The sequence below is a fragment of the Azohydromonas caseinilytica genome (assembly GCF_012927045.1).
GTDB lineage: Bacteria > Pseudomonadota > Gammaproteobacteria > Burkholderiales > Burkholderiaceae_C > Azohydromonas > Azohydromonas caseinilytica.
The window spans coordinates 85,082-108,233 of sequence record NZ_JABBFW010000003.1 but is presented as its reverse complement, the minus strand read 5'-3'; the positions used below and the strand labels follow the sequence as shown (position 1 = coordinate 108,233).

Below are 23,152 nucleotides of genomic sequence, written 5' to 3'. Positions count from 1 at the left end.
GAGTGTTATGAATTTTCGAGCTTTGTGTGAATTGCAATAGGCTGCCTCAAATCAACCCCTTCAACCTCAACAACCCAAACACCGCCATCGTCGTCCCATCCTGAATCACGCCCTCCCGCAGCATTCTTTCAAATTCAGCCAGGGGAAAGGGTTTGCAGATCATGCCCATTTCCTCGGCGTCGAGCTGCTGGGCGTGCTGGGTCAATTCGGTGGCGAAGAAGACGTTGCAGCGCTGCGTGCACAGGCCGTAAGCGATGAACAGTGAGCCGACCTGCTGCATCCGGCCGGCTGATAAACCCGTTTCCTCGCGCAATTCGCCCCGCGCCACTTCCTCCGGCGATTTTCCGGGGTCGTCCTCCCAGGCGCCCTGCGGCAATTCCCAATAGCGCCCGCCGACGGGATAGCGGAATTGCTCGACCAGGTAAATCTGCCCGGCTTCGACGGCTGCGATCACGGCGAAGTCGGATCGTTCGACCACGCTGTAGATGCCGGGCGTGCCATCAGCCCGGAGGATGGCGTCCTCCCTCAGCCTGATCCAGCGGTTCTCGTACACGAGCCTGGAGCCGGTGCAGGTGATTTCCGGCGCACCGGCATGCGTATTTGATTCGGCCATGCCGCGTCCTCCCATCGTTGATTTATTGCCGCATGGGGTCCGTGCACCCCATGCGGTCATCCGGGCTGGTTATAGCAGCGCATCCAAGGAAATCGGCAAATCCCGAATTCTTTTGCCGGTGGCATGCCACACCGCGTTGGCAATCGCCCCCGCGACGCCAGTGATGCCGATTTCTCCAATCCCTTTCGCCCCCAGCGGCCCGATATGAGGATCGTCCTCGGGCACGACGATCAACTCGATGTCCGGCACGTCGGCATTCACCGGCACGTGGTATTCGGCCAGATTGGCATTGGCGATGCGGCCATAGCGCGGGTCGCGCAGCGAGTGCTCGTGCAGCGCCATCGACAGGCCCCAGACGATGCCGCCCAGCAACTGGCTGCGCCCGGCCTTGGCGCTGAGCAGCCGGCCCACCGCGTAGGCCGCCACGATGCGCGGCACATGGATCACGCCCAGCTCCGCATCCACGCGCACTTCGGCGAACACGGCGCCGAAGGAGTGCTTCGAAAACTTCTCCGCGTCCGGCCCCGGCGTGGCCTTGACCTTCACCTGCAGCTCGTCCTCGCGGTGGCGCGCCGCCACCGTCGCCAGCGCCTCGCCGCGGCCGGGCTCGTTGCGGTGCCACAGCCCGCCGTTTCGGCACTCGACCCGCTCGTGCGGCACGCCGTGCAGCGGCGAGTCCTCGTCCGCCACCACCACGTCGATGAGCCGCGTGCGAAGCTCCTCGCAAGCTGAAAACACCGCCGCGCCGGCGCTGGCCGCGGTCATGGAGCCGCCGGAAACGGGCGCCATGGGCAGCGCGCTGTCGCCGATGCGCAGCGCGATGCGCGAGGGCGGCAGGTCCAGCGCGTCGGCCGCCACCTGCGTCAGCAGCGTCCACGTGCCGGTGCCCAGGTCGTGTGTGCCGCATTCCACCCGCACGCGCCCGTCCGGCAACAGCGCAGCCGTGGCCTCGGCCGGCATGCGCTTGGCGGGGTAGGTGGCCGTCGCCATGCCCCAGCCGATGAGCGCGTCGCCGTCGCGCATCGCGCCCGGCCGCGAATCACGGCGCGACCAATTGAAAGCTTCCGCGCCGCGCGCGTAGCACTCGCGCAGCGACTTGCTGGAGTAGGGCAGGCCGCGCTCGGCGTCGAAGTCCGAGTGGTTGCGCAGCCGGAACTCCAGCGGGTCGATGCCGGCGGCGTGGGCCAGCTCGTCCATGGCCGACTCCAGCGCGAAGGTGCCCGTGGCCTCGCCCGGCGCACGCTGGAAGGTGGGCACGCCCACGTTCAGCGGCACCAGCCGGTGCGAGGTCGCGACGTTGTCGCAGGCATAGAGAAAGCGCGACACCAGCGCCGAGGGCTCGATCCAGTCCTCGATGCGCGCCGTCTCGGCATGCACGTGGTGCTCCAGCGCCGTGAGCCGGCCCTCAGTGTCCGCCGCCAGCTTGAATTTCTGCTCGGTGAAGGGCCGGTTCCCCACCGGCCCGAACATTTGCGTGCGCTCCACCGCCAGCCGCACCGGCCGCTTCACCTCGCGCGCTGCCATCGCCGCCAGCACGACGTGCGACCACGCCGAGCCCTTGCTGCCGAAGGCGCCGCCGACGAAGGGGTTCACCACGCGCACCTGCTCCGGGGACAGCCCCAAGCGCTGCGCCACGGTCTGCCGCACGCCGTGCACGTACTGCGTGGAGTCCCAGAGCGTGAGCCGGTCGCCGTCCCACTGCGCCAGCGTGGCGTGCGGCTCCAGCGGGTTGTGGTGCTGCAGCGGCGTGGTGTAGGTGGCCTCATGCCGGTGCGCCGCCGCGCTCCAGCCGCCGGCCGGGTCGCCGCGCTGGCTGTCGGGCTCCTGGCCTTGCGCCTCCTCGGGCGGGTGCGCCTCGGCCTTGGCCGCCTCGAAGTCCAGCACGGGCGTTTCCTCCTCGACCTCGACCTTGAGCAGCCGCGCCCCCTGGCGCGAGGCCTCCAGCGTCTCGGCCACCACGACGGCAATGGGCTGGCCGTCGTAATGCACGCGGTCGTCCTGCAGCAGCGACAGCGTGCGTCCGGCCGGCGGCTTGATGCCCGCCTGGCCGCCCTCGGGCAGGCGCGGGGCGTTGAGGTGCGTCATGACGTGCAGCACGCCGGGGTGCGCCAGGGCGGCGGCCGTGTCGATGCGCTTCACCCGGCCGGCGGCGATGCGGCTCTGCAGCATCGTGGCGTGGGTCAATCCGGGGGCGTAGAAGTCACCGGTGTAGCGGGCCAGGCCGCACACCTTCAGCGGGCCATCGACGCGGTTCAGGCCGGTGCCGAGCTTGCCGCTCTCGTCGCTGCCGGCCGGGGCGCCCAGGGTGGGAGAGGAGTTGTCCATGGCGATGTCCTGGTGGCGCGGCGCTCAATGCGCCGGGCTGTGCGCGGCCCGCGCGATGGCGCGCAGCGTGGCCCGGCGCGCCAGCTCGATCTTGAAATCGTTGTCCCCATGGCCCCGGGCGCCGGCCAGCAACAGGTTCACGGCCTCGGCCGCCGCGTCGCGATCCGGCACGCGGCCCACCAGGGCCTGCTCCGCCGCCTCCACGCGCCAGGGCTTGTGGGCCACGCCGCCCAGCGCCAGGCCGGCGCGCTCGACGCGGCCGTCGTCGTCCACCTCCAGCGCCACCGCCACCGACACCAGCGCGAAGGCGTAGCTGGCGCGGTCGCGCAGCTTCAGGTAGCAGCTGTGCGTGCCGGCGGTGGAGTGCGGCAGATCCACCGCCGTGATCAGCTCGTCCGGCGCGATCTCGCTGTCGCGCTCCGGCGTGTCGCCGGGCAGGCGGTGGAACTCGGACAGCGGCAGCACGCGCTCGCCGCGCTGGCTGCGCAACACCACCCGCGCGCGCAGGGCGGCCAGTGCCACGGCCATGTCCGACGGGTGCGTGGCGATGCAGTGCTCGCTCGTGCCCAGGATGGCGTGCTGGCGGTTGAAGCCATTGAGCGCGTCGCAGCCGCTGCCCGGCTCGCGCTTGTTGCAGTGCCTGAAACCGTCGTCGTAGAAGTAGTGGCAGCGGGTGCGCTGCAGCAGGTTGCCGCCGACGGTCGCCATGTTGCGCAGCTGCTGCGTGGCGCCGGCCAGCAGCGCGCGCGACAGCAGCGGGTAGCGCACGCGCACCTCGGGATGGTCGGCGGCGTCGCTGTTGCGCACGCCCGCGCCCAGGCGCAGGCCGCCGTCAGGCAGCTCCTCGATGGCGCTCCAGGGCAGCCGGCTCACGTCGATGAGCTTGCAGGGGCGGGCGATGCCGCCCTTCATCAGGTCCAGCAGGTTGGAGCCGCCGGCGATAGCCGCCACGCCGGGCTCGGCCATCAGTGCCAGGGCCTCGTCGAGCGAGCCGGCACGCTGGTAAGTGAAATTGTCCATGGCGCGCTCAGCCCCGGTCCGAATCGAGCACCTGCCGCACCGCGCGCACGATGTTCGGGTAGGCGCCGCAGCGGCACAGGTTGCCGCTCATGCGCTCGCGGATCTCGGCGTCGCTCAGCGGGCCCTCGACGCGGCACAGGCCCGGCGTGACGGCGCTGGCGCAGCCGGCCTTGGCTTCATCGAGCAGCGCCACCGCCGAGCAGATCTGGCCGGGGGTGCAGTAGCCGCATTGAAAAGCGTCCTGTTCGATGAAGGCGGCCTGCACCGGGTGCAGCGCCTCCGGCGTGCCCAGGCCCTCGACGGTGGTGACCTGCGAGCCCTCGCACATCACCGCCAGCGTCAGGCAGCTGTTGATGCGGCGGCCGTCCACCAGCACGGTGCAGGCGCCGCACTGGCCGCGGTCGCAGCCCTTCTTGGTGCCGGTCAGTTTCAGCTGCTCGCGCAGCGCGTCGAGCAGCGTGACGCGGGCTTCGACATCGAGGGTCTGGGGCTGGCCGTTGAGCTCGAAGCTGAGGCGGCAATGGGGAGATATGGCCTCGGCGGCGGGGGCCGCGGCCGGGGAAACGGGCTGGTCCATGGCGGGCGGTGCGCGGCGGCGCGCATAGGCATGAAGCGGTCGCGGACAGCGGCAAGGGCTGTTCCCGGCTCAGCGGTTACCCTGAGTCCCTTACTCGCCAGAAGCCGCGCGCCGGCTTCGCGGCATGTCTCTTCGGGCAGAAAAAACATGGACTCCTCCTCTGAACGCCAAGGCCCCGGCCTGACCACCAATCTCGTTCACGGCGACCGCGCCGTGGGCGTGGAGCACGGCGGCATTCGCAAGCCGATCCACACCTCGGTGCAGTACGGCTTCGAGCGCGTGGAGGACCTGATCGGCGTGTTCCAGGGCACGCTCAAGGGCGCCTTCAACTACGCGCGCCAGGGCACGCCCACCACCGCCGCGCTGGAGGCCAAGCTGACGCGGCTGGAGCAGGGCGTCGGCACCATCTGCTTCTCCACCGGCATGGCGGCGATCACGGCCGTGTTCTTCACGCTGCTGCGCGCCGGCGACCACCTGGTGTCCAGCAAGTTCGTGTTCGGCAACACCAACAGCCTGTTCGGCACGCTGCGCCGGCTCGGCGTGGAGGTGACGACGGTGGATGCCTGCTCGGCGGACTCGGTGCGCGCCGCGCTGCGCCCGAACACCCGCATGGTCTTCGTCGAGACCATCGCCAACCCGGGCACGCAGGTGCCGGACCTGGAGGCCCTCGGCGCCCTGTGCCGCGAGCAGCGGCTGCTCTACGTGGTGGACAACACCATCACCTCACCGGCGCTGTTCCGCCCGCGCAGCGTGGGCGCGGGCCTGGTGGTGCAGTCGCTGACCAAGACCATCGCCGGCCACGGCATCGCGCTGGGCGGCTCCGTCACCGACACCGGGCTGTTCGACTGGCGCGACTGCCCGGCCATCTTCGAGGGCTACCGCGGTGCCGACCCGGCACAGTGGGGCCTGACGCAGTTGCGCAAGAAGGGCCTGCGCGACATGGGCGCGGCGCTGTCCTCGGAGCAGGCGCACCAGATCGCCGCCGGCGCCGAGACGCTGGCGCTGCGCGTGCAGCGCAGCAGCGACACGGCGCTGCGCCTGGCGGGCTTCCTGGAGGCGCACCCGGCCGTGGCGCGCGTGCTCTATCCCGGGCTGGCCTCGCATCCGCAGCACGAGCGGGTGCGGTGCTGGTTCAAGGGCGGCTCCTGGCTGCTGTCCTTCGAGCTGCGCGACGCCGCGCAAACGCTGCCGGTGCTCAACCGGCTGCAACTGCCCATCAAGGCCACCGGGCTGGGCGACACGCGCACGCTGGTCATCCCGGTGGCGCCGACCATCTTCTGGGAGGCCGGCCCGGAGGTGCGCGCCGACATGGGCATCGGCGACAGCATGGTGCGCGTCTCGGTCGGCATCGAGGAGGCCGAGGACCTGATCGCCGACTTCGCCCAGGCGCTGCAAGGCTGAGCGGGGCCTGCCGGACGGCATGGGAATCGGTATGCCATCACGGCAACGTACCGGGGCCAACCCTTAGACTTCTGTGCATGCCCATCATTGACGTCACTCACCCCCTGGTGAAGCACAAGATCGGTCTGCTTCGCGAGGCCGGCATCTCCACCAAGAAATTCCGCGAGCTCACCCACGAGCTCGCCCGGCTGCTGGCCTACGAGGCCACCGCCGACTTCCCGCTGGAGAAGACCACCATCGACTGCTGGAGCGGCCCGGTGGAGGTGGACCAGATCGCCGGCCTGAAGGTCACCGTGGTGCCGATCCTGCGCGCGGGCCTGGGCATGCTCGACGGCGTGCTGGACATGGTGCCCAACGCCAAGATCAGCGTGGTGGGCCTGTCGCGCAACCACGAGACGCTGCAGCCCGAGCACTACTTCGAGAAGTTCGTCGGCCACCTGGACCAGCGCACCGCGCTGATCGTGGACCCGATGCTGGCCACCGCCGGCTCGATGATCGCCACCATCGACCTGCTCAAGTCGCGCGGCTGCAAGGACATCCGCGCGCTGGTGCTGGTGGCGGCGCCCGAGGGCATCGCCGCGCTGGAGGCCGCGCACCCGGAGGTGCGCTGCTGGACCGCCGCGGTGGACTCGCACCTCAACGAGCTGGGCTACATCATCCCGGGCCTGGGCGACGCGGGCGACAAGATCTTCGGCACCAAGGACGAGGAGACGCGCTGAGCCAGAGCGCGTCTGCACGGGAGCTGGAGGATGAAGAGGCGGCCTTCGGGCCGCCTCTTTTCATTGGGACGTCATCTGCCGCGCCGCTTGGCCCGCTTGGCCGGCGCAGCCGCCGCGACCAGGGCCGGCAGCGCCGGTGACACCGCAATGCCGGACAGCCGCTTCGCATTGGCCGTCACGCGCCGGTGCACCGGCTTCAGCCCGGCCGCGGTCACGCCGGGCATGGCGCGCAGCCAGGGCCCCGTGTCGAACCAGGCCTGCGGCTTCCACCACGCGCCCATCAGCACCAGCGTGGCCGCCTGTTGGGCCTGCCACATCTGGAACATCACCGCGACGGCCGATTCGCCCATCGCCTCCAGCTTCTCCGCGCCCATGCGCTGGAACTCCTGCTGGTCGCGCGCCGAGGGCGAATGTCCCGCCAGCGCCATGCGCGCCGTGCGGTGCGCGATCACCTGTGGCGCCGACAGGGCGATGTCCCACACCGTCTGCGCGTTGCGCCACCAGTGCGTCCAGGTCTGAACCGAATTCGGCATGCGAAGCCTCTTGTGTTGGAGTTGGATAAGCGGTGAAAGCAAGCGGTACGCCCGTGTGAAGGCGGCGCACACCGGGGTGCGGACCGTGCCTCAGGCCAGCCCCAGCGCGCCCGCGGCGGCGCCCACGGCCACCAGCCACAGCGGGTTGATGCGCGTGCGCCAGGCCACGATGGCGCTGCCGATGAACAGCGCCAGCGTCCCCCGGTGCGCCTGGGCGGGCTCGCCCAGCAGCCAGCCGGTGGACAGCAGCAACGCCACCGTCAGCGGCGCCAGGCCGCTGATGAAGGCGCGCACCTCGCGGCTGTCGCGCTGGCGGCTGCTCCAGTGCCCCAGCGCCAGCGTCAGCACGGAGGAGGGCAGCAGGATGCCGGCCATGGTCGCCGCCGCGCCGGCGGCGCCGCCGATCTGCCAGCCCAGCACCGCCACGAACAGCACGTTGGGCCCGGGCGCGGCCTGCGCCAGCGCGACGGCCTGGCTGAAATCGGCACTGCCCAGGTAGCCGTGCTCGCGCACCAGGTAGCGGTGCATCTCCGGCGCCGTGGCGATGGCGCCGCCGATGGACAGCAGCGACAGCATCATGAAATGCAGGATTAGCGCGGCCCAGTCGGCCCAGCCCAGCGCGGCGGTCGGGCTCACTGGTGCACCCTCGCGCTGCGCGCGGTCCCGCCGAGCGGGACGGAGCGCCCCCTTCGGAGCGGCCGTGCGGGGGCGCTCATCGCAGCCGCCACCAGGCCAGCAGCACCGAGGCCACGCCCACGCTGGCGATCACGGCCACCAGCGGCCAGTGCAAGCCCAGGATCAGCCCCAGCGACAGCGCCGCCGCGCCCAGCGCCAGCGGCAGGCCCAGCGGGCTCTTCTTCAGCGAGGGCAGCAGCTTCAGCCCCATGGCCAGCACCAGCCCGGCGGCGACGGCGGCCATGCCGCGCAGCGCGCCGGCCACCGGCGCCAGCGCGCTGAAGCGGCCGTAGAGCGCCACCATCACCAGCACGATCAGCGTGGGCACCAGCGTCAGCCCGGCCAGCGCCGCGGCGGCGCCGCGCAGGCCGAAATGGCGGTGTCCGAACATCAGCGCCAGGTTGACGATGTTGGGCCCGGGCAGCACCTGCGCCAGCGCCAGCAGCTCCAGGAACTCCGCGCGCGTGAGCCAGCCGCGGCGCTCCACCAGCTCGTGCTGCGCCACGGGCAGCACGCCGCCGAAGCCCTGCAGCGCCAGCCGGTTGAAGGCCAGCGCCAGCGCCCACGCGCTGTGCGGCGCGGCGGGCGCCGGTTGTTCGCTCAACGGATCACCTTGAGCGCGTCCGGATTGACGATGTTGGTCGGTTGCTTGCGCATGTAGGCCAGCACGTTGTCGAACGCGGCGCCGAAGTAGAGCTCGTAGCTGTCCTGCTCGACGTAGCCGATGTGCGGCGTGCACACCGCGTTCTCCAGCCGCAGCAGCGGGTGGCCCTGCAGGGTAGGTTCGGACTCGAACACGTCCACCGCCGCCATGCCCGGGTGGCCCTTGTTGAGCGCCGACACCAGCGCGTTCTCCTCCAGCAGCTCGGCGCGCGAGGTGTTGACGAAGAGGGCGGTGGACTTCATGCGCGAGAGGTCCCCCAGCGTCACGATGCCGCGCGTCTCGTCGTTGAGCCGCAGATGCAGGCTCAGCACGTCGCAGCGCTCGAAGAAGTCGCGCTTGCTCTGCGCGGCCAGGTGGCCGTCGGCCTGGGCCTTGGCCAGCGAGGCCTCGCGGCCCCACACCAGCACCTGCATGCCGAAGGCGCGCGCGTAGCCGGCCACGATCTGGCCGATCTTGCCGTAGCCCCAGATGCCCAGCGTCTTGCCGCGCAGCACCATGCCGACGCCGAAGTTCGGCGGCATGGAGGCGGCCTTGAGGCCCGACTGCTGCCAGGCGCCATGCTTGAGGTTGGCGATGTATTGCGGCAGCCGCCGCATCGCCGCCATGATCAGCGCCCAGGTCAGCTCCGCCGGCGCCACCGGCGAGCCCACGCCCTCGGCCACGGCGATGCCCAGCCGGGTGCAGGTCTCGATGTCGATGTGCGGGCCGACGCGGCCGGTCTGCGCAATCAGCCGCAGCTTGGGCAGCTTCTCCAGCAGCGCGCGCGGAAAGTGGGTGCGCTCGCGGATGAGCACCAGCACCTCCGCATCGCGCAGCCGCACCGACAGCTGCCCGATGCCCTTGACGGTGTTGGTGAACACCTTGGCGTTGAGGTGTTCGAGCTTGCTGGCGCAGTGCAGCTTGCGTACCGCGTCCTGGTAGTCGTCGAGGATGATGATGTTCATGCCAGCGCGGATTCTGCCTGCGCTGGTGGACCCGCCTCTTTGACGAAGGCCGGCGAGGCCTCAGGGACGCCGTGCGGCGGCGGCGTTCAGCCGCCGGCTGGGGAAGTGGCGGTCCAGCGTGGCCATGCGGCGCTGCGCTTCGAGCTGGCTGCTGTGCCGCGCCACCAGCCCGAACACGGCCGAGCGCAGGTGCCACAGCTCCTGCAGCCCCGGGCTGCGGCGCACGCGGGTGCGCAGCATCTCGGCCTCGTCGCCCGGCAGGCCGCGCAGCGCCTCCTCGAAGGCCTGGCGCGCGCCTTCCGACGCTCCCTCGCCGTCCGGACGCAGCCAGCGCGTGAGCTGGCGCCAGCGGCTGTCGGCGCCAAAGCTGCTCGACGGCGGGCAGACCGCAGTGCGGCAACGGGGGGTACGGCGGAAGAACTTCATGGCGCGGTACGAGGAATGCGCCGGATTGTCGAAGCGCATCCCGTGCGCCAAAGCCGTGAAATAAGCCACTTGACTGTCTTATTTCAAGCTGTAACGGTCCTCAATTTGTCCGGGCCCGTGTCGCCTTCGGGCTGAGGCCGCGTGGCGTGGCCCGGGAATCGTCCTTCGGTGCCTGCGGCCCGCACCGCCCGTTACACCTCTTCCCGACAAAAGCGGCCCCGGAGGGCCGCGTGCGGGATGTGGGCGGGGACAGCCCGGGGCTTACATCAGCGCCGTGTTGCGGATCAGGCCCACGGCCACGCCTTCGAGCGCGAAGTCAGTGCTGCCCGGGGCGATGCGGATGGGCTGGAACTCGGGGTTCTCGGGCAGCAGCTCGATGCCGGCGCGCGTGCGCTGGAAGCGCTTGACCGTCACTTCGTCGCCCAGGCGCGCCACCACGATCTGGCCGTTGCGCGCGTCGTCGGCTCGCTGCACCGCCAGCAGGTCGCCGTCGAGGATGCCCGCGTCGCGCATGCTCATGCCGCGCACGCGCAGCAGGTAGTCGGGCTTGACAGGGAAGAGCGCGGGGCTGACCTGGTAATGCTGGTCGATGTGCTCCTGCGCCAGGATCGGGCTGCCGGCAGCAACGCGGCCCACCAGCGGCAGCGACAGCGCCGCGGCGGCCAGCAGGGCCGGCGGCGCCATGGTGTCGTCGGCGCGCGCGGCGCGCAGCGCGCGCAGCGTGTCAGACTTGAGCCGGATGCCGCGCGAGGTGCCGCCCACCAGCTCGATCGCGCCCTTGCGGGCCAGCGCCTGCAGGTGCTCCTCGGCCGCGTTGGCGGAACGGAAGCCCAACTGCGCCGCGATCTCGGCGCGCGTCGGCGGGGCGCCGGTGCGCTCGATGGCCTCCTGTACCAAGTCGAACACCTGCTGCTGACGGGGCGTGAGGTTCATGTTCATGGGCGTGCTGGAGGCGGTGCCGCGAGAGGTGCTGCGGCGGGAGGGAGTGCTGCCAGGCGCGTTGCTGGCCGGCGGGGTGCCGCGGGCAGCGCGGCCGGCGGCGGCGCGGGGCCCGGAGCGGGGACGTTCGGCGGAATCCATACCTGTATTTTCATCCATGGAGTGAAGGCATGCAAAGCCGATTCGTCGTGCTCGGCACGGGCGGGACCATCGCGGGCACCGCGGCGGACACGGGCGACCACCTGGGCTACCGCGCCGCGCAGCTCGGCATCGAGTCATTGATCGCGGGCGTGCCCGCGCTGCGGGGCTTCCCGGTCGAGGCCGAGCAGCTGGCGCAGATCGACAGCAAGGACGCCACGCACGCGCTGTGGCAGGCACTGGCTCAGCGCGTGAGCCAGCACCTGGCGCGGCCGGAGGTGGCGGGCGTGATCGTCACGCACGGCACGGACACGCTGGAGGAAAGCGCGTACTTCCTGCACCGCGTGCTGGCGCCGCGCGACAAGCCGGTGGTGATCACCGGCGCCATGCGCCCGGCCACGGCGCTGATGCCCGACGGGCCGCAGAACCTGGTGGACGCCTTCACCCTGGCCGCCGTGCCCGGCGCGCGCGGCGTGCTGGCCGTCATGGGCGGCAGCGTCCACGCCGCCGACACGCTGCGCAAGCAGCACAGCTACCGGCTCGACACGCTGGCCTCCGGCGACGCCGGGCCGCTGGGCTTCGTCGAGGCCGGCCGGCTGCGCCAGCTGCGGCCCTGGCCCGAGGGCGATGCGCTGGGGCTGGCGGCGGTCGCCGCGCCGGTGGATGCGTGGCCGCGCGTGGACATCGTGCAGTCGCACGGCGGCGGCGACGGCCGCGTCGTGCGCGCGCTGCTGGCCGCCGGCATGGACGGCCTGGTGGTCGCCGCCACCGGCAACGGCACGCTGCACGAGGCGCTGGCCGCGGCGCTGGACGAGGCCGCGGCGCAGGGCGTGGCGGTGCTGGTGGCCAGCCGCTGCGCGCAGGGCGGCGTGATCGAGCAGCCGGGCCAGCGCTTCGACAGCGCCGGGCTGCTCACGCCGGCGGCGGCGCGCATCGAGCTGATGTTGAGGTTGCTGACCAAGGTGTCTTGAGCTGCCGGCCGCAAGCCGGGCCGCCACTTTCCCCTCGCCACGCAGAGGGGCAGGGGTGAGGGCCCGACGTGGGCTGGAGGAGGCGGTGTCCAAGTGGTTGCACCCTCACCCCAGCCCCTCTCCCGCGCAAGCGGGCGAGGGGAATGCGGCGCCTTGGTGTGCGCGAGGCGCCACGTGGAGCCGCCATGAAAAACGGCGCCCCGCAGGCGCCGTTCATCGGTTGTTGGTGCGCTCGGGCCTCGGCGGCCCGCGTGGCTCACACCACCGTCAGCTTCACGTCCACGTTGTTGCGCGTGGCGTTGGAATACGGGCAGACCTCGTGGGCCTCGGCCACCAGCTTCTCGGCGGCGGCGCGGTCCATGCCGGGCAGGGAGATCTTCATGTCCACCTGGATGCCGAAGGCGCCGGCCTTGTTGGCGTGCGGGCCGATGGCCACGTCCGAGGTGATGGACAGGTCGGCGGGCAACTGCAGCTGCTGACGCCCGGCCACCGCCTTCATGGCCCCGATGAAGCAGGCCGAGTAACCGGCGGCAAAGAGCTGCTCCGGGTTCGTGCCCTGGCCGCTGTCGCCGCCCAGTTCCTTGGGGGTGGACAACTGCACTTCCAGGCGGCCGTCGTTGGACTTGGCGCTGCCGGTGCGGCCGCCCGTGGCGGTGGCGGTGGCGGTGTAGAGGGCTTTGTCGATGGCCATGGGTTCCTTCTCCGTGGTGTTGCGGGGTCCGCAGTGTGGATACAGCCGCCCGCCACCAGAAAAGGCCCGGGAAACGTCCCTGCCGCGTTCAAGGGCATGCCGCTTGCCGACGCGCTGCCATGGACTTCCGGCTAGCCCTTCGATGACGACTGCCTCCACACTTCCCGCGGCGCTGCGCCGCTCCCTGCGCCGCACTTTCGGACTGCGCGAATTGCGCGAAGGCCAGCAGGCCGTGATCGAGCGCGTGCTCGCCGGCCAGGACACGCTGGCGCTCATGCCCACCGGCGCGGGCAAGTCGCTGTGCTACCAGCTCCCGGCGCTGCACCTCAAGGGCAGCACGGTGGTGGTGTCGCCGCTGATCGCGCTGATGCAGGACCAGGCCTCCAAGCTGGAGGAGGCCGGGGTCGAGGCCGCGCAGCTCAACAGCGCGCGCCCGGCCTCGGAGCAGAAGGACTCGATGGCGCGCATCGCCGAGGCGCGCAGCGACATCGTCTTCACCACGCCCGAGCGGCTGGCCGACGTCGAGTTCCTGGAGACGCTGCGCCACGCCGGCGTGGCGCTGCTGGTGGTGGACGAGGCGCACTGCATCTCGCAGTGGGGCCACGACTTCCGCCCCGCCTTCCTGGGCATCGGCGCCGCGCTGCGCAGCCTGGGCGACCCGCCGGTGCTGGCGCTCACCGCCACGGCCACCGAGCAGGTCATCGCCGACATCCGCCAGCACCTGGGCCGTCCCCAGCTGGAGACCGTTGACACCGGCATCTACCGCCCGAACCTGCGGCTGCAGGTGGCCGTGTGCGACAGCGAGAAGCACAAGTACGAGACGCTGCAGCGCGCCCTGGGCAAGAGCACCGGGCCGGGCATTGTCTACACCGCCACCGTCAAGACCTGTGACGAGCTCTACCAGCGCCTGGGCGCCGCGGGCGAGTCCGTGACGCGCTACCACGGCAAGCTGCGCACCGCCGAGCGCCACGCCAACCAGGAGCGCTTCATGAGCGGGCAGGCGCGGGTGATGATCGCCACCAACGCCTTCGGCATGGGCATCGACAAGGCCGACCTGCGCTTCGTGCTGCACTACCAGCTCCCGGGCAGCCTGCTGGCCTACTACCAGGAGGCCGGCCGCGCCGGGCGCGACGGCGAGGCCGCCGACTGCGCGCTGCTCTACCACCGCCCGGACCGCCAGGTGCAGCAGTTCTTCCTGGCGCGCAGCCGTCCCGACGCGGACGAGTTGCGCCAGGTGCTGGACGCGCTGAGCGAGGCGCCGCTGTCGGTGGCGGCGCTGCTGCAGCGGATGCCGGGCTACACGCGGCACCGCGTCATGCACGTGCTCACGCTGCTGCGCGACGCCGGCATGGTGCGCGCCAACCGCTCGCGCGCCTGGACGCTGCTGCCCGGGGCGGAGAAGCTCGACATCGCCCCGCTGGTGGCCGACTACGCGGCCCGCGCCGAGCACGAGCACGAGGCGCTGGAGCGCATGGTGTTCTACGCGCAGACGGGGCTGTGCCGCTGGCGCGTGCTGCTGGAGTACTTCGACCAGGAGCCGCCCTTCGAGGGTGAGCACTGCGGCCATTGCGACAACTGCCTGAACCGGGCACAGGCGCAGGAGGCGGCGCAGCGCGCCGCAGCCGAACCCCCGGCCCGCGACGAGGCGGCCAACGAGCCGGTGACGCCGCTGCGCGAGCAGCCGCGCCCGCAGGCCGTGGCGCCGGGCCCGGACCCCGCGCCCCCGGCCACGCCGGTGAGCCTGCGCAAGCCGGCGCGGGTGCCGGTGGCCGCGCCCGCGCCGGCCTTCCATCCCGGCGACATGGTGCGCGTGCCGCGCTACGGCAGCGGCCGCGTGGCCTCGGCCAGCGCCGAGGAGGTGTCGATCCAGTTCCCCGACGGGCGCACGCGCAGCTTCGTGACGCAGTACGTGCAGCGCGACGACGCGCCCAGCGCGGCGGCGGGCTGAGCCGGGGCTGCGTGGCGGGGCGCGCGCCTGACGGCCGCCCCCGCCAGTTCCTTCCGGGAAACTCCGTTGCGCGCCGCATTTTCGGCATGCGCGTCGATGCAAGAGGCGCATGGCCTGGTGAGCGCGACGCCCGGCGCGATCAGCGCACGGTATTTGGCTGGAATATGGCATCCGCGCGCTCGCCGAGCTGCCTGAATGCCATGAAGGCCTGGGCCTCGGCGGCCGGCAGGCGCATCGGCTCGCGCGCATATTGGCGGTCGCCGGCATCCCGGCAGCCGGACGTGCGGGCGGCTCCCTGGGTCATCGGCAAGTGCAAAGATATTCCCATGCCGCGGCCCAGGCCCGGTGCGGGCGGCTTTTGCGCAGGCGCCGCCTTTCCCGGTGCGCTCGGCGATTTCCTGAGGCGCAAGCTCTCGACATCACGCGGCAGCACGATGTCCAGGTAATGCGCCGGCAGGGATTCCAGGGTGCGGCTCAAATCCCGGCGCAATCCGTCCTCGGGGTGCGTGGCCAGTTCGGCCAGCAATTTCCCGTTGGCCGCGTCGTGGCGCCGGACCAGGCGCGACAGCCGTCGGCAGACAGCCGCAGGCATTCAGGGCGCACCATGTGGTCGTGAGCCAGCCCGGCAGCGTCGCCGCGCCGGGCGGTGAAGGCGCGACATGTTCCTGAGGTGGAGCATGAATTCTTCCGGTTTCAAAACCGGGAAGGGCTTCGCAAGGCAAGAGGCGGCCGGAAAGCCATAGGATTTGCACATGGCCGAAATTTTTCTATTCTTGTCCTGAAAATAGTTGACCTTGCCTTGGGTCAATTTAATCGCTGTGTTCTCGGTCCTGCTTAATCTCCGGATCATGCTTTTGGCGGCGCGCATTGCGCAGGCCGCATGACGACGCCCACGGTCCATATCGGCGGCTCCTGAGAATTCTTGAAGCGCCCTGGGTATAACTCCTGGTCCATGGCCCCGCCAAACCGCTGTTTTGAATACTTGAATTGAAAAAGCCGGGTTTCGGTCCGCCATACTCGGGTAATGGCTCCCGTCACGGGCCCTACCATCTTTCTCACATGCCTGCTCAATAACACAACAAGGGTGAGGGCCTGGAGCATGGCGTCACGAAGGCCTGAGCCGCGGGAGAAAATTCATGGGTTATTTCATCGGGGGCACCAGCGGTGCCGACACGCTCCTGGGCAGCGAGGGCGACGACAACCTCTCTGGCGGCCTGGGCGATGACCTGCTGCTGGGCGGCGCGGGCAACGACTATCTCAACGGCGGCGAGGGCGCCGACACGATGGTCGGCGGCGCCGGCAACGATTCCTACACGGTGGACAACGTGGGCGACGTGGTGGACGAGACCGCGCCGGGCTCCGACGGCGTGGACCGGGTGTACGCCAGCATCAGCTACACGCTCACCGCCGGGGTGGAGAACCTGACGCTCAACGGCACGGCCAACCTCAACGGCACGGGCAATGAACTGGACAACGGGATCACCGGCAATGCCGGCGACAACCTGCTCGACGGCGGCGCGGGCAATGACCTGCTCAACGGCGGCGACGGCAACGACACACTCCTGGGCGGTCAGGGCGACGACCGGCTGTACGGCCGCAACGGCGACGACCTGCTCGACGGCGGCGACGGCGTTGACGTGATCAGCGGCGACGCCGGCAACGACACCCTGGACGGCGGCGCGGGCGGCGACACCCTGTTCGGCGACGCGGGCAACGACCTGCTGCTGGGTGGCGCGGGCAACGACGCGCTCATTGGCGGCGAGGGCGTCGACACGCTGGCCGGCGGTGCCGGCAACGACACCTACGACGTGGACAACGCCGCCGACGTGATCGACGAGACCGCGCCCGGCTCCGACGGCATCGACCTCGTGCGCGCGACCGCCGCCAGCTACACGCTGAGCGCCGGGGTGGAGAACCTGGCGTTCATGGGCACCGCCGATTCCTTCGGCACGGGCAACGAGCTCAACAACGTGATCCAGGGCAACGCCGGCACCAACTTCCTCAGCGGCGGGCTGGGCGACGACAAGCTCTACGGCTACGACGGCAGCGACAACCTCGACGGCGGCGAAGGCAACGACAGCCTCGACGGCGGCAACGGCGACGACTACCTGCAGGCCGGCGACGGCAACGACACGCTGCAGGGCGGCAATGGCAACAACACCCTGTTCGGCGGCGCGGGCAACGACAAGCTGGTCACCGCTGCCGGCAGCGACCTGCTCGACGGCGGCGAGGGTGCCGACACCATGACCGGCGGCGCCGGCGACGACACCTACGTGGTGGACAACGCGGGCGACGTGGTCGATGAAGCCTCGGCCGGCTCCGGCGGCGTGGACAAGGTGTACGCCGGCATCAGCTACACGCTCACCGCCGGCGTGGAAAACCTGGCGCTGGACGGCACGGCCAATCTCAACGGCACGGGCAACGAGCTGGACAACGGGATCTCCGGCAATGCCGGCGACAACGTGCTCGACGGCGGCCTGGGCAACGACGTGGTCAACGGCGGCGACGGCAACGACACCGTCCTCGGCGGCCAGGGCGACGACGTGCTCTACGGCCGCAACGGCAACGACCTGCTCGACGGCGGCGACGGCGCCGACGTGCTCAATGCCGATGCCGGCAACGACGCCCTGGACGGCGGCGCGGGCAATGACGGCCTGTATGGCGGCGCGGGCAACGACATGCTGCGCGGCGGCGCGGGCAACGACTGGCTCGACGGCGGCGAGGGCATCGACACGCTGGCCGGCGGCGCGGGCAACGACATCTACGAGGTGGACAACGCCGCCGACGTGGTGGATGAGGCTGCGCCCGGCTCCGACGGCATCGACCTGGTGCGGGTGAACGCCGGCAGCTACACGCTGGGCGCCGGGGTGGAAAACCTGGCGCTCATGGGCTCGACCGCCCAGGACGGCACGGGCAACGAGCTGAACAACGTCATGCAGGGCAACGCCTACGCCAACCGGCTCAGCGGCGGCGCGGGCGACGACGCGCTCTATGGCTATGACGGCAATGACCTGCTCAACGGCGGCGACGGCAACGACAGCCTCAACGGCGGCACGGGCGACGACCGGTTGTATGCCGGCAACGGCAACGACCAGCTCTCCGGCGGCGACGGCAACGACGTGATGAGCGGCGAAGCGGGCAACGACGTCCTGGACGGCGGCGTGGGCAGCGACAGCCTGTTTGCCGATGCGGGCAACGACCTGCTGCTGGGTGGGGACGGCAACGATTGGCTCTACGGCGGCACGGGCGCCGACACGATGGCCGGTGGCGCCGGCAACGACGTCTACGAGGTGGACAACGTGGGCGATGTGGTGGACGAGAGCGCACCCGGCTCCGGCGGCAACGACACCGTGCTGGTCAGCCTGGGCAGCTACACGCTGGACAGCACGCTGGAAAACCTGCAGTTCCAGGGCACGATGGACGCCAACGGCACGGGCAACGATCTCGACAACGGGGTCCGGGGCAACGCCGGCGTCAACGTGCTCGACGGCGGTGCGGGCAATGACTGGGTCTACGGCTACGAGGGCAACGACGTGCTGCTGGGCGGCGACGGTGCCGACTGGCTGACCGGCGGCGTCGGCGCGGACGTGCTCACCGGCGGCGCCGGGGCCGACACCTTCATGTACTACGGGGCCAACGAGCTGGGCGTGGGCGCCGAAGGCGACGTCATCACCGACTTCGTGCAGGGCCAGGACCGCATCTACCTGGTGCAGATCGATGCCGACGAGACCGTGGCCGGCAACCAGGCTTTCGTCCTGGTGGACAGCAACAACTTCGGCAGCGCGGCGGGCCAGGCCAGCTACAGCGACGGCATCCTGTCGCTGAACCTGGACGGTGACGCCGAGGCCGAGGCGCAGATCCAGCTGCTGGGCGCCCCGGCGTCGCTGGTGGCGGGCGTGGACCTCATCCTCTAAGCGCGCTGCGCCAGACAGGGGCGGGCCGCGCCGGGCGCGGGCCCGCCTTTTTCGTTGGGCTCAGCTGCCGGTCTTGCCCAGCTCCCAGCCGGCCTCGGGCCGCAGTCCGGTCTTGCGCTCGCTGGGGTCGGTGCCGATGAAGCGGTAGATCAGCGCGCCCAGCACGCCGCCCACCAGCGGGCCGATCCAGAACAGCCACAGCTGCTGCAGCGCCCAGCCGCCGACGAAGAGCGCCACGCCGGTGCTGCGCGCCGGGTTCACCGAGGTGTTGGTGACCGGGATGCTGATGAGGTGGATCAGCGTCAGGCAGAAGCCGATGGCGATGGGCGCGAAGCCCGCGGGCGCGCGCTTGTCGGTGGCGCCCATGATCACCAGCAGGAACATCATGGTCAGCACCACCTCGGTGACGGCCGCCGTCATCAGCGAGTAGCCGCCGGGCGAGTGCGCGGCGTAGCCGTTGGAGGCCAGGCCGCCGGAAAGCTCGAAGCCGGGCTTGCCGCTGGCGATGAGGTAGATGACCGCGCCGGCCAGGATCGCGCCCAGCACCTGGGCCGCGATGTAGGAGGGCAGTTCCTTGGCCGGGAAGCGCCCGCCGGCCCACAGCCCCACCGACACGGCCGGATTGAGATGGCAGCCCGAGATGTGGCCGATGGCATAGGCCATGGTCAGCACCGTCAGGCCGAAGGCCAGCGACACGCCCAGCAGCCCGATGCCCAGGTGTGGAAATGCTGCGGCGATGACCGCGCTGCCGCAGCCGCCCAATACCAGCCAGAAGGTCCCGATGAATTCCGCGAGGTATTTGTTCATGTGCTTGCTCCATGGCCGCGTGGCATCGGGCAGGCACGGCGAACGGCCCGGACGATGGGCGCGAGGAAAGTGCCGGGTTGGCGTGCGGAAAATAGTTCTGACCTCAGAGGCTGTCAGGAGGATTTACGGCTGATTTCCTTGCTTGCGTTCCGAAATACTCTTAACCAAGCACTCAATTGCACGAGGAAGTCCGGATTGAATGAGGTCAAAATGGAGTCATGGGGTAATGCCTTTATCGGCCGTGATCCGTGGAACACATCGCTGCCGGCTATGGGTATATATTGGGGTTTTGGGTGTATCTGCGCCTGTATCTGTACTTGTGTTCCATTGGTGTGTCTGCGCCTGTGTCTGTGGTTGCAGCTGTGTCCAGTGGTGTGTCCGGGCCTGTGCCCGTGGACGAATCAGGGTGACGCACGTGTCTGCGTGGTGTGTTTGGCGGCTGTGTTCGTGTTCGGGCGCCGTGCGCGCGGGTGTGTCTGGGGTGGGTGTGGCGAGTGCGCGGATACATCTGCCTGCCCCGGCATGCCTTGGGCATCGCGCCGTTGTCGGGTTTCCAGTCGACCGTGATTAGGAAAACACGGTCCTGCCTGCGGTGCCTGAAAATCTGGTCGGGGTGCGGCCGCCTGACCAGCTAAAGGTTTTTTGAGTCGAAGTCGGAGTTGTCTGGAATATAAGTATGGCGTGGCCGGATATTCCCGAGTGAGCATGAATATGCTTTTGAGATGGAGCATGGGAATTCCTCCGGTGGCAAAGCCGGTAGCGGCTTCGCGGGCTGAGTGGAGGATAGGGAAATTCGCGGAACAGAAAGAATTTAGCGGTTCGCGCGGGACATCGGGCCTATACCGACAACCCTGAACTCATTGCTGCCGGATTGTTCATGGGCGTGCGCCCGCCTCTTTGCGGTAGTCGCCATGCCGGTATTCGGCTGTGATGGGGCGTCCTGGCCTAAGAACCGCGGGGTCAGGCTCAGCCCCGTAAATCACCCCGCCAACTGCTCCAACTGCTCCCCCAGCTCCAGCCACTTCATTTCCAGCTCCTCAATTTCTTCCTCCAGCGCCTTCAGCCGCCTTCCGACATCGGCGCGCTGTTGGGGAGAGAGGTCGGCCGCGCCCAGTGAAGCCAAGGCGGCGTCGCGCTCCTCGGAGGCCTTGGCGAGGCGGGTTTCCACCTTCTTCAGCTCGCTCTTGATCGGCTTGGCCTGCTCGTTGAGCTTCTGCCGCTGCGCCGCCGCGGCCTTGCGCTCTTCCTTGCGGTTCACCGGTGACTCGCCGGCCGCCGCAGTCTCGGCCGCCACCTTCGCCGCCGCCGCATCCTTCAGCGCCTTGGCCGCCTCCTTGGCCTGCTCCAGCAGCCAGCGCTGGTAATCGTCCAGGTCGCCGTCGAAGGGCTCCACGCCGCCGCGGCTCACCAGCCAGAACTCGTCGCAGACCTCGCGCAGCAGGGCCCGGTCGTGGCTGACCAGCATCACCGTGCCTTCGAACTCGTTGAGCGCCATCGACAGCGCCTCGCGCGTCGTCAGGTCCAGGTGGTTCGTCGGTTCGTCCAGCAGCAGCAGGTTGGGGCGCTGCCACACCAGGCTGGCCAGCACCAGCCGCGCCTTCTCGCCGCCGCTGAGCGTGCCCACCGCCTGCGCCGCCATCTCGCCGCCAAAGCGGAACTGGCCCAGGAAGTCGCGCAGCTCCTGCTCGCGCGCCTGTGGGCTCACCACCTTGGCCAGCCGGATCATGTGCGACAGCGGCGTGTCCTCCGCGTGCAGCAGGTCCATCTCCTGCTGCGCGAAGTAGCCGATGCTCAGGCCCTTGCCCTCGGTCAGCGTGCCGGCCACCGGCGCCAGCTCGCGCGCGATGGTCTTCACCAGCGTGGACTTGCCCTGGCCGTTGGCGCCGAGGATGCCGATGCGCTGCCCCGCCAGCACCGTGCGGTTGACGTTGCGCACGATGGTGATGGGCCCGTGCTCGCCCGGGTAGCCGCAGTGCAGCTCGCGCAGGCTCAGCATCGGGTTGGGCAGGCTCACGGGCTCGCGGAACTGGAAGGAGAAATCGCTGGCGGTGAGCACCGGCGCCAGCTTCTCCATGCGGTCCAGCGCCTTGACGCGGCTTTGCGCCTGCTTGGCCTTGGTGGCCTTGGCCTTGAAGCGGTCGATGAAGCGCTGCAGCTGCGCGATCTTGTCCTGCTGCCGCTCGTAGGCCGAGGCCTGCTGGCTCAGCCGCTCGGCGCGCATGGACTCGAAGGCGGTGTAGTTGCCGCCGTAGCGGGTGAGCTGCGCGTCCTCCAGGTGCAGCGTGACGCCGGTGATGGCGTCCAGGAACTCGCGGTCGTGGCTGATGACCAGCAGCGTGCCCTTGAAGCGCTGCAGCCAGCCTTCCAGCCACACCAGCGCATCCAGGTCCAGGTGGTTCGTGGGCTCGTCCAGCAGCAGCAGGTCGGCCGGGCACATCAGCGCCCGCGCCAATTGCAGGCGCATGCGCCAGCCGCCGGAAAAGCTGTTCACCGGGGCGTCGAGCTGCTGCAGGTTGAAGCCGAGGCCCAGCAGCAGGGCCTGGGCGCGCGAGCGGGCGTCGAAGGCGCCGGCTTCCTCCAGCTTCACGTGCGCCTCGCCGATGGCATGGCCGTCGTTGGAGGCTTCCGCCGCGGCCAGGGCCTCGCGCGCCTCCACCAGCGGGAGGTCGCCATCGAGCACGAAGTCGGTGGCGGGCTGCTCCGTCTCCGGCATGGCCTGCGCCACCTCGCCCAGGCGCCAGGTCGGCGGCATCTCGAAGTCGCCGGCGTCGGCATGCAGGCGCCCGGCCATCAGCGAGAACAGGCTGGACTTGCCCGCGCCGTTGCGCCCGACCAGGCCGGCCTTCTCGCCGGGGTTGAGCACGACGTTGGCGCCCTCCAGCACCACCTTGGCGCCGCGGCGCAGCGTGACGTTGCGCAGCGTGATCACGGCTTCACCTCCACCAGCTCGGTGAGCATTTCGCGCGTGAGCAGCAGCACCTGGTCGTCGCCGGCGCTGGTGGGTAGCCAGGCCGGGCCCAGGTGCGGGAAGGCGTCCTCGAAATGCTGGCGCTCATGGCCGATCTCCAGCACCAGCACGCCGTGCTCGGTGAGGTGCGCCGGCGCGTCGCGCAGCAGCGCACGCACGAAGTCCATGCCGTCCGCACCGCCGGCCAGGGCCAGCTCGGGCTCGGCCCGGTACTCCGGCGGCAGCGCGGCCATGGACTCGGAGTTGACGTAAGGCGGGTTGCAGAGGATGAGGTCGTAGGCGCCGTCGGCCGCCTGCAGCCCGTCGCCCTGGCGCAGCCGGATGCGCTCCCGCAGCTCGTGCTTTTCGACGTTGATGCGCGCCACCTCCAGCGCCTCGGCGCTGAGGTCGGCGGCGTCCACCTCGACCTCGGGCCAGGCGAGGGCGGCCAGCACCGCCAGGCTGCCGTTGCCGGTGCACAGGTCGAGCACGCGGCGCGTGTCGGCGCTGAGCCAGGCGTCGAGCGTGCCGTCGGCCAGCGGCTCGGCGATGAGCGAGCGCGGCACGATGGCGCGCTCGTCCACGTAGAAGGGCACGCCCTGCAGCCAGGCTTCCTTGGTGAGGTAGGCGGCCGGCTTGCGCGTGGCGATGCGCTCGTCCACCAGCGCGTCCACGGCGGCGATGTCCTCGGCCGTCAGCTCGCGCTCGGCCACGCCGTCGAGGTCGTCCAGCGGCAGGCCGAGCTTCCACAGCACCAGCCAGGCGGCCTCGTCGAAGGCGTTGGTGGTGCCGTGGCCGAAGCTCAGGCCGGCGTCTTCCATGCGCTGGGCGCAGCGCTCCAGCAGGGCGATGAGTTTCATGGGGTCGTTCGCTTTCCCCGTTCGCCCTGAGCCTGTCGAA

20 protein-coding genes and 1 pseudogene are annotated in these 23,152 nt (G+C 70.3%); 5 read left to right on the top strand and 16 right to left on the bottom strand.

The features are described 5' to 3' along the window. Positions 1-46: 46 nt before the first annotated feature. From HHL10_RS05895 to HHL10_RS05880, 4 genes are all read right to left on the bottom strand, one after another. A complete protein-coding gene (locus HHL10_RS05895) occupies positions 47-613 on the bottom strand; it encodes an NUDIX domain-containing protein (RefSeq protein WP_169159421.1) in 567 nt (188 codons plus the stop codon). A gap of 69 nt (positions 614-682) precedes the next feature. Then, complete coding sequence (locus HHL10_RS05890) at positions 683-2,938, bottom strand: xanthine dehydrogenase family protein molybdopterin-binding subunit (protein ID WP_169159420.1); 2,256 nt, start codon at positions 2,936-2,938, stop codon at positions 683-685. A gap of 24 nt (positions 2,939-2,962) precedes the next feature. Further along, positions 2,963-3,958: an FAD binding domain-containing protein gene (locus tag HHL10_RS05885; protein ID WP_169159419.1), complete on the bottom strand. Its 996-nt coding sequence runs from the start codon at positions 3,956-3,958 to the stop codon at positions 2,963-2,965. 7 nt (positions 3,959-3,965) lie between these two features. Further along, a complete protein-coding gene (locus tag HHL10_RS05880) occupies positions 3,966-4,535 on the bottom strand; it encodes a 2Fe-2S iron-sulfur cluster-binding protein (protein ID WP_169159418.1) in 570 nt (189 codons plus the stop codon). Between the two features lie 147 nt (positions 4,536-4,682). Here HHL10_RS05880 and HHL10_RS05875 point away from each other — a divergent pair, with 147 nt between their 5' ends. Further along, positions 4,683-5,936 (top strand): cystathionine gamma-synthase family protein, encoded by a 1,254-nt coding sequence (locus HHL10_RS05875; RefSeq protein WP_169159417.1) that lies wholly within the window; start codon positions 4,683-4,685, stop codon positions 5,934-5,936. Between the two features lie 77 nt (positions 5,937-6,013). Next, positions 6,014-6,655, top strand: coding sequence for a uracil phosphoribosyltransferase (upp, locus tag HHL10_RS05870; protein WP_169159416.1), 642 nt, complete (start codon positions 6,014-6,016; stop codon positions 6,653-6,655). Between the two features lie 71 nt (positions 6,656-6,726). On the opposite strand, the gene HHL10_RS05865 is transcribed toward upp, so the two are convergent. The 6 genes from HHL10_RS05865 to lexA form a co-directional block, all read right to left on the bottom strand. Continuing rightward, on the bottom strand, positions 6,727-7,188 hold the full coding sequence (locus HHL10_RS05865) for a polyhydroxyalkanoate granule-associated phasin (RefSeq protein ID WP_205832926.1): 462 nt from the start codon (positions 7,186-7,188) through the stop codon (positions 6,727-6,729). Positions 7,189-7,278: 90 nt separating this feature from the next. Next, positions 7,279-7,824, bottom strand: coding sequence for a chromate transporter (locus HHL10_RS05860; protein ID WP_310734538.1), 546 nt, complete (start codon positions 7,822-7,824; stop codon positions 7,279-7,281). A 76-nt stretch (positions 7,825-7,900) separates the two neighbouring features. Continuing rightward, positions 7,901-8,467, bottom strand: coding sequence for a chromate transporter (locus tag HHL10_RS05855; RefSeq protein WP_169159415.1), 567 nt, complete (start codon positions 8,465-8,467; stop codon positions 7,901-7,903). Next, positions 8,464-9,471: a D-2-hydroxyacid dehydrogenase family protein gene (locus HHL10_RS05850; protein ID WP_169159414.1), complete on the bottom strand. Its 1,008-nt coding sequence runs from the start codon at positions 9,469-9,471 to the stop codon at positions 8,464-8,466. The genes HHL10_RS05855 and HHL10_RS05850 overlap by 4 nt, the downstream gene beginning before the upstream one ends. A 60-nt stretch (positions 9,472-9,531) precedes the next feature. Beyond that, complete coding sequence (locus HHL10_RS05845) at positions 9,532-9,936, bottom strand: hypothetical protein (RefSeq protein WP_169159413.1); 405 nt, start codon at positions 9,934-9,936, stop codon at positions 9,532-9,534. Between the two features lie 222 nt (positions 9,937-10,158). Continuing rightward, positions 10,159-10,836, bottom strand: a complete 678-nt coding sequence (lexA, locus tag HHL10_RS05840) for a transcriptional repressor LexA (RefSeq protein ID WP_169159412.1) — start codon at positions 10,834-10,836, stop codon at positions 10,159-10,161. 170 nt (positions 10,837-11,006) lie between these two features. Here lexA and HHL10_RS05835 point away from each other — a divergent pair, with 170 nt between their 5' ends. Continuing rightward, positions 11,007-11,945 carry an asparaginase gene (locus HHL10_RS05835; protein WP_169159411.1) on the top strand — a complete coding sequence of 313 codons (939 nt, stop codon included), beginning with the start codon at positions 11,007-11,009 and terminating at the stop codon, positions 11,943-11,945. Positions 11,946-12,201: 256 nt separating this feature from the next. On the opposite strand, the gene HHL10_RS05830 is transcribed toward HHL10_RS05835, so the two are convergent. Continuing rightward, on the bottom strand, positions 12,202-12,636 hold the full coding sequence (locus HHL10_RS05830; protein ID WP_169159410.1) for an organic hydroperoxide resistance protein: 435 nt from the start codon (positions 12,634-12,636) through the stop codon (positions 12,202-12,204). A gap of 142 nt (positions 12,637-12,778) precedes the next feature. Between HHL10_RS05830 and HHL10_RS05825 the strand changes: the two genes are divergently transcribed. Continuing rightward, positions 12,779-14,584 carry a RecQ family ATP-dependent DNA helicase gene (locus tag HHL10_RS05825; RefSeq protein WP_169159409.1) on the top strand — a complete coding sequence of 602 codons (1,806 nt, stop codon included), beginning with the start codon at positions 12,779-12,781 and terminating at the stop codon, positions 14,582-14,584. Positions 14,585-14,628: 44 nt separating this feature from the next. On the opposite strand, the pseudogene HHL10_RS31315 reads toward HHL10_RS05825, so the two are convergent. Then, positions 14,629-14,724 (bottom strand): annotated as a pseudogene (locus tag HHL10_RS31315) (carboxymuconolactone decarboxylase family protein); the annotation flags it as partial. Beyond that, complete coding sequence (locus HHL10_RS05820; RefSeq protein WP_169159408.1) at positions 14,724-15,176, bottom strand: hypothetical protein; 453 nt, start codon at positions 15,174-15,176, stop codon at positions 14,724-14,726. The pseudogene HHL10_RS31315 and the gene HHL10_RS05820, both read right to left, overlap by 1 nt. Positions 15,177-15,720: 544 nt before the next feature. Here HHL10_RS05820 and HHL10_RS31120 point away from each other — a divergent pair. Next, on the top strand, positions 15,721-18,498 hold the full coding sequence (locus HHL10_RS31120; RefSeq protein ID WP_169159407.1) for a calcium-binding protein: 2,778 nt from the start codon (positions 15,721-15,723) through the stop codon (positions 18,496-18,498). 60 nt (positions 18,499-18,558) lie between these two features. Here the strand turns inward: HHL10_RS31120 and aqpZ are convergent, their stop codons facing one another. The 3 genes from aqpZ to prmB all read right to left on the bottom strand — a co-directional run bounded on the left by aqpZ (position 18,559) and on the right by prmB (position 23,112). Continuing rightward, positions 18,559-19,305, bottom strand: coding sequence for an aquaporin Z (aqpZ, locus tag HHL10_RS05810; RefSeq protein WP_169159406.1), 747 nt, complete (start codon positions 19,303-19,305; stop codon positions 18,559-18,561). Between the two features lie 979 nt (positions 19,306-20,284). Then, positions 20,285-22,234 carry an ABC-F family ATP-binding cassette domain-containing protein gene (locus HHL10_RS05805; RefSeq protein ID WP_169159405.1) on the bottom strand — a complete coding sequence of 650 codons (1,950 nt, stop codon included), beginning with the start codon at positions 22,232-22,234 and terminating at the stop codon, positions 20,285-20,287. Beyond that, a complete protein-coding gene (gene prmB, locus HHL10_RS05800) occupies positions 22,231-23,112 on the bottom strand; it encodes a 50S ribosomal protein L3 N(5)-glutamine methyltransferase (protein WP_169159404.1) in 882 nt (293 codons plus the stop codon). Before prmB ends, HHL10_RS05805 begins: the two co-directional genes overlap by 4 nt. Between the last annotated feature and the right edge of the window lie 40 nt (positions 23,113-23,152).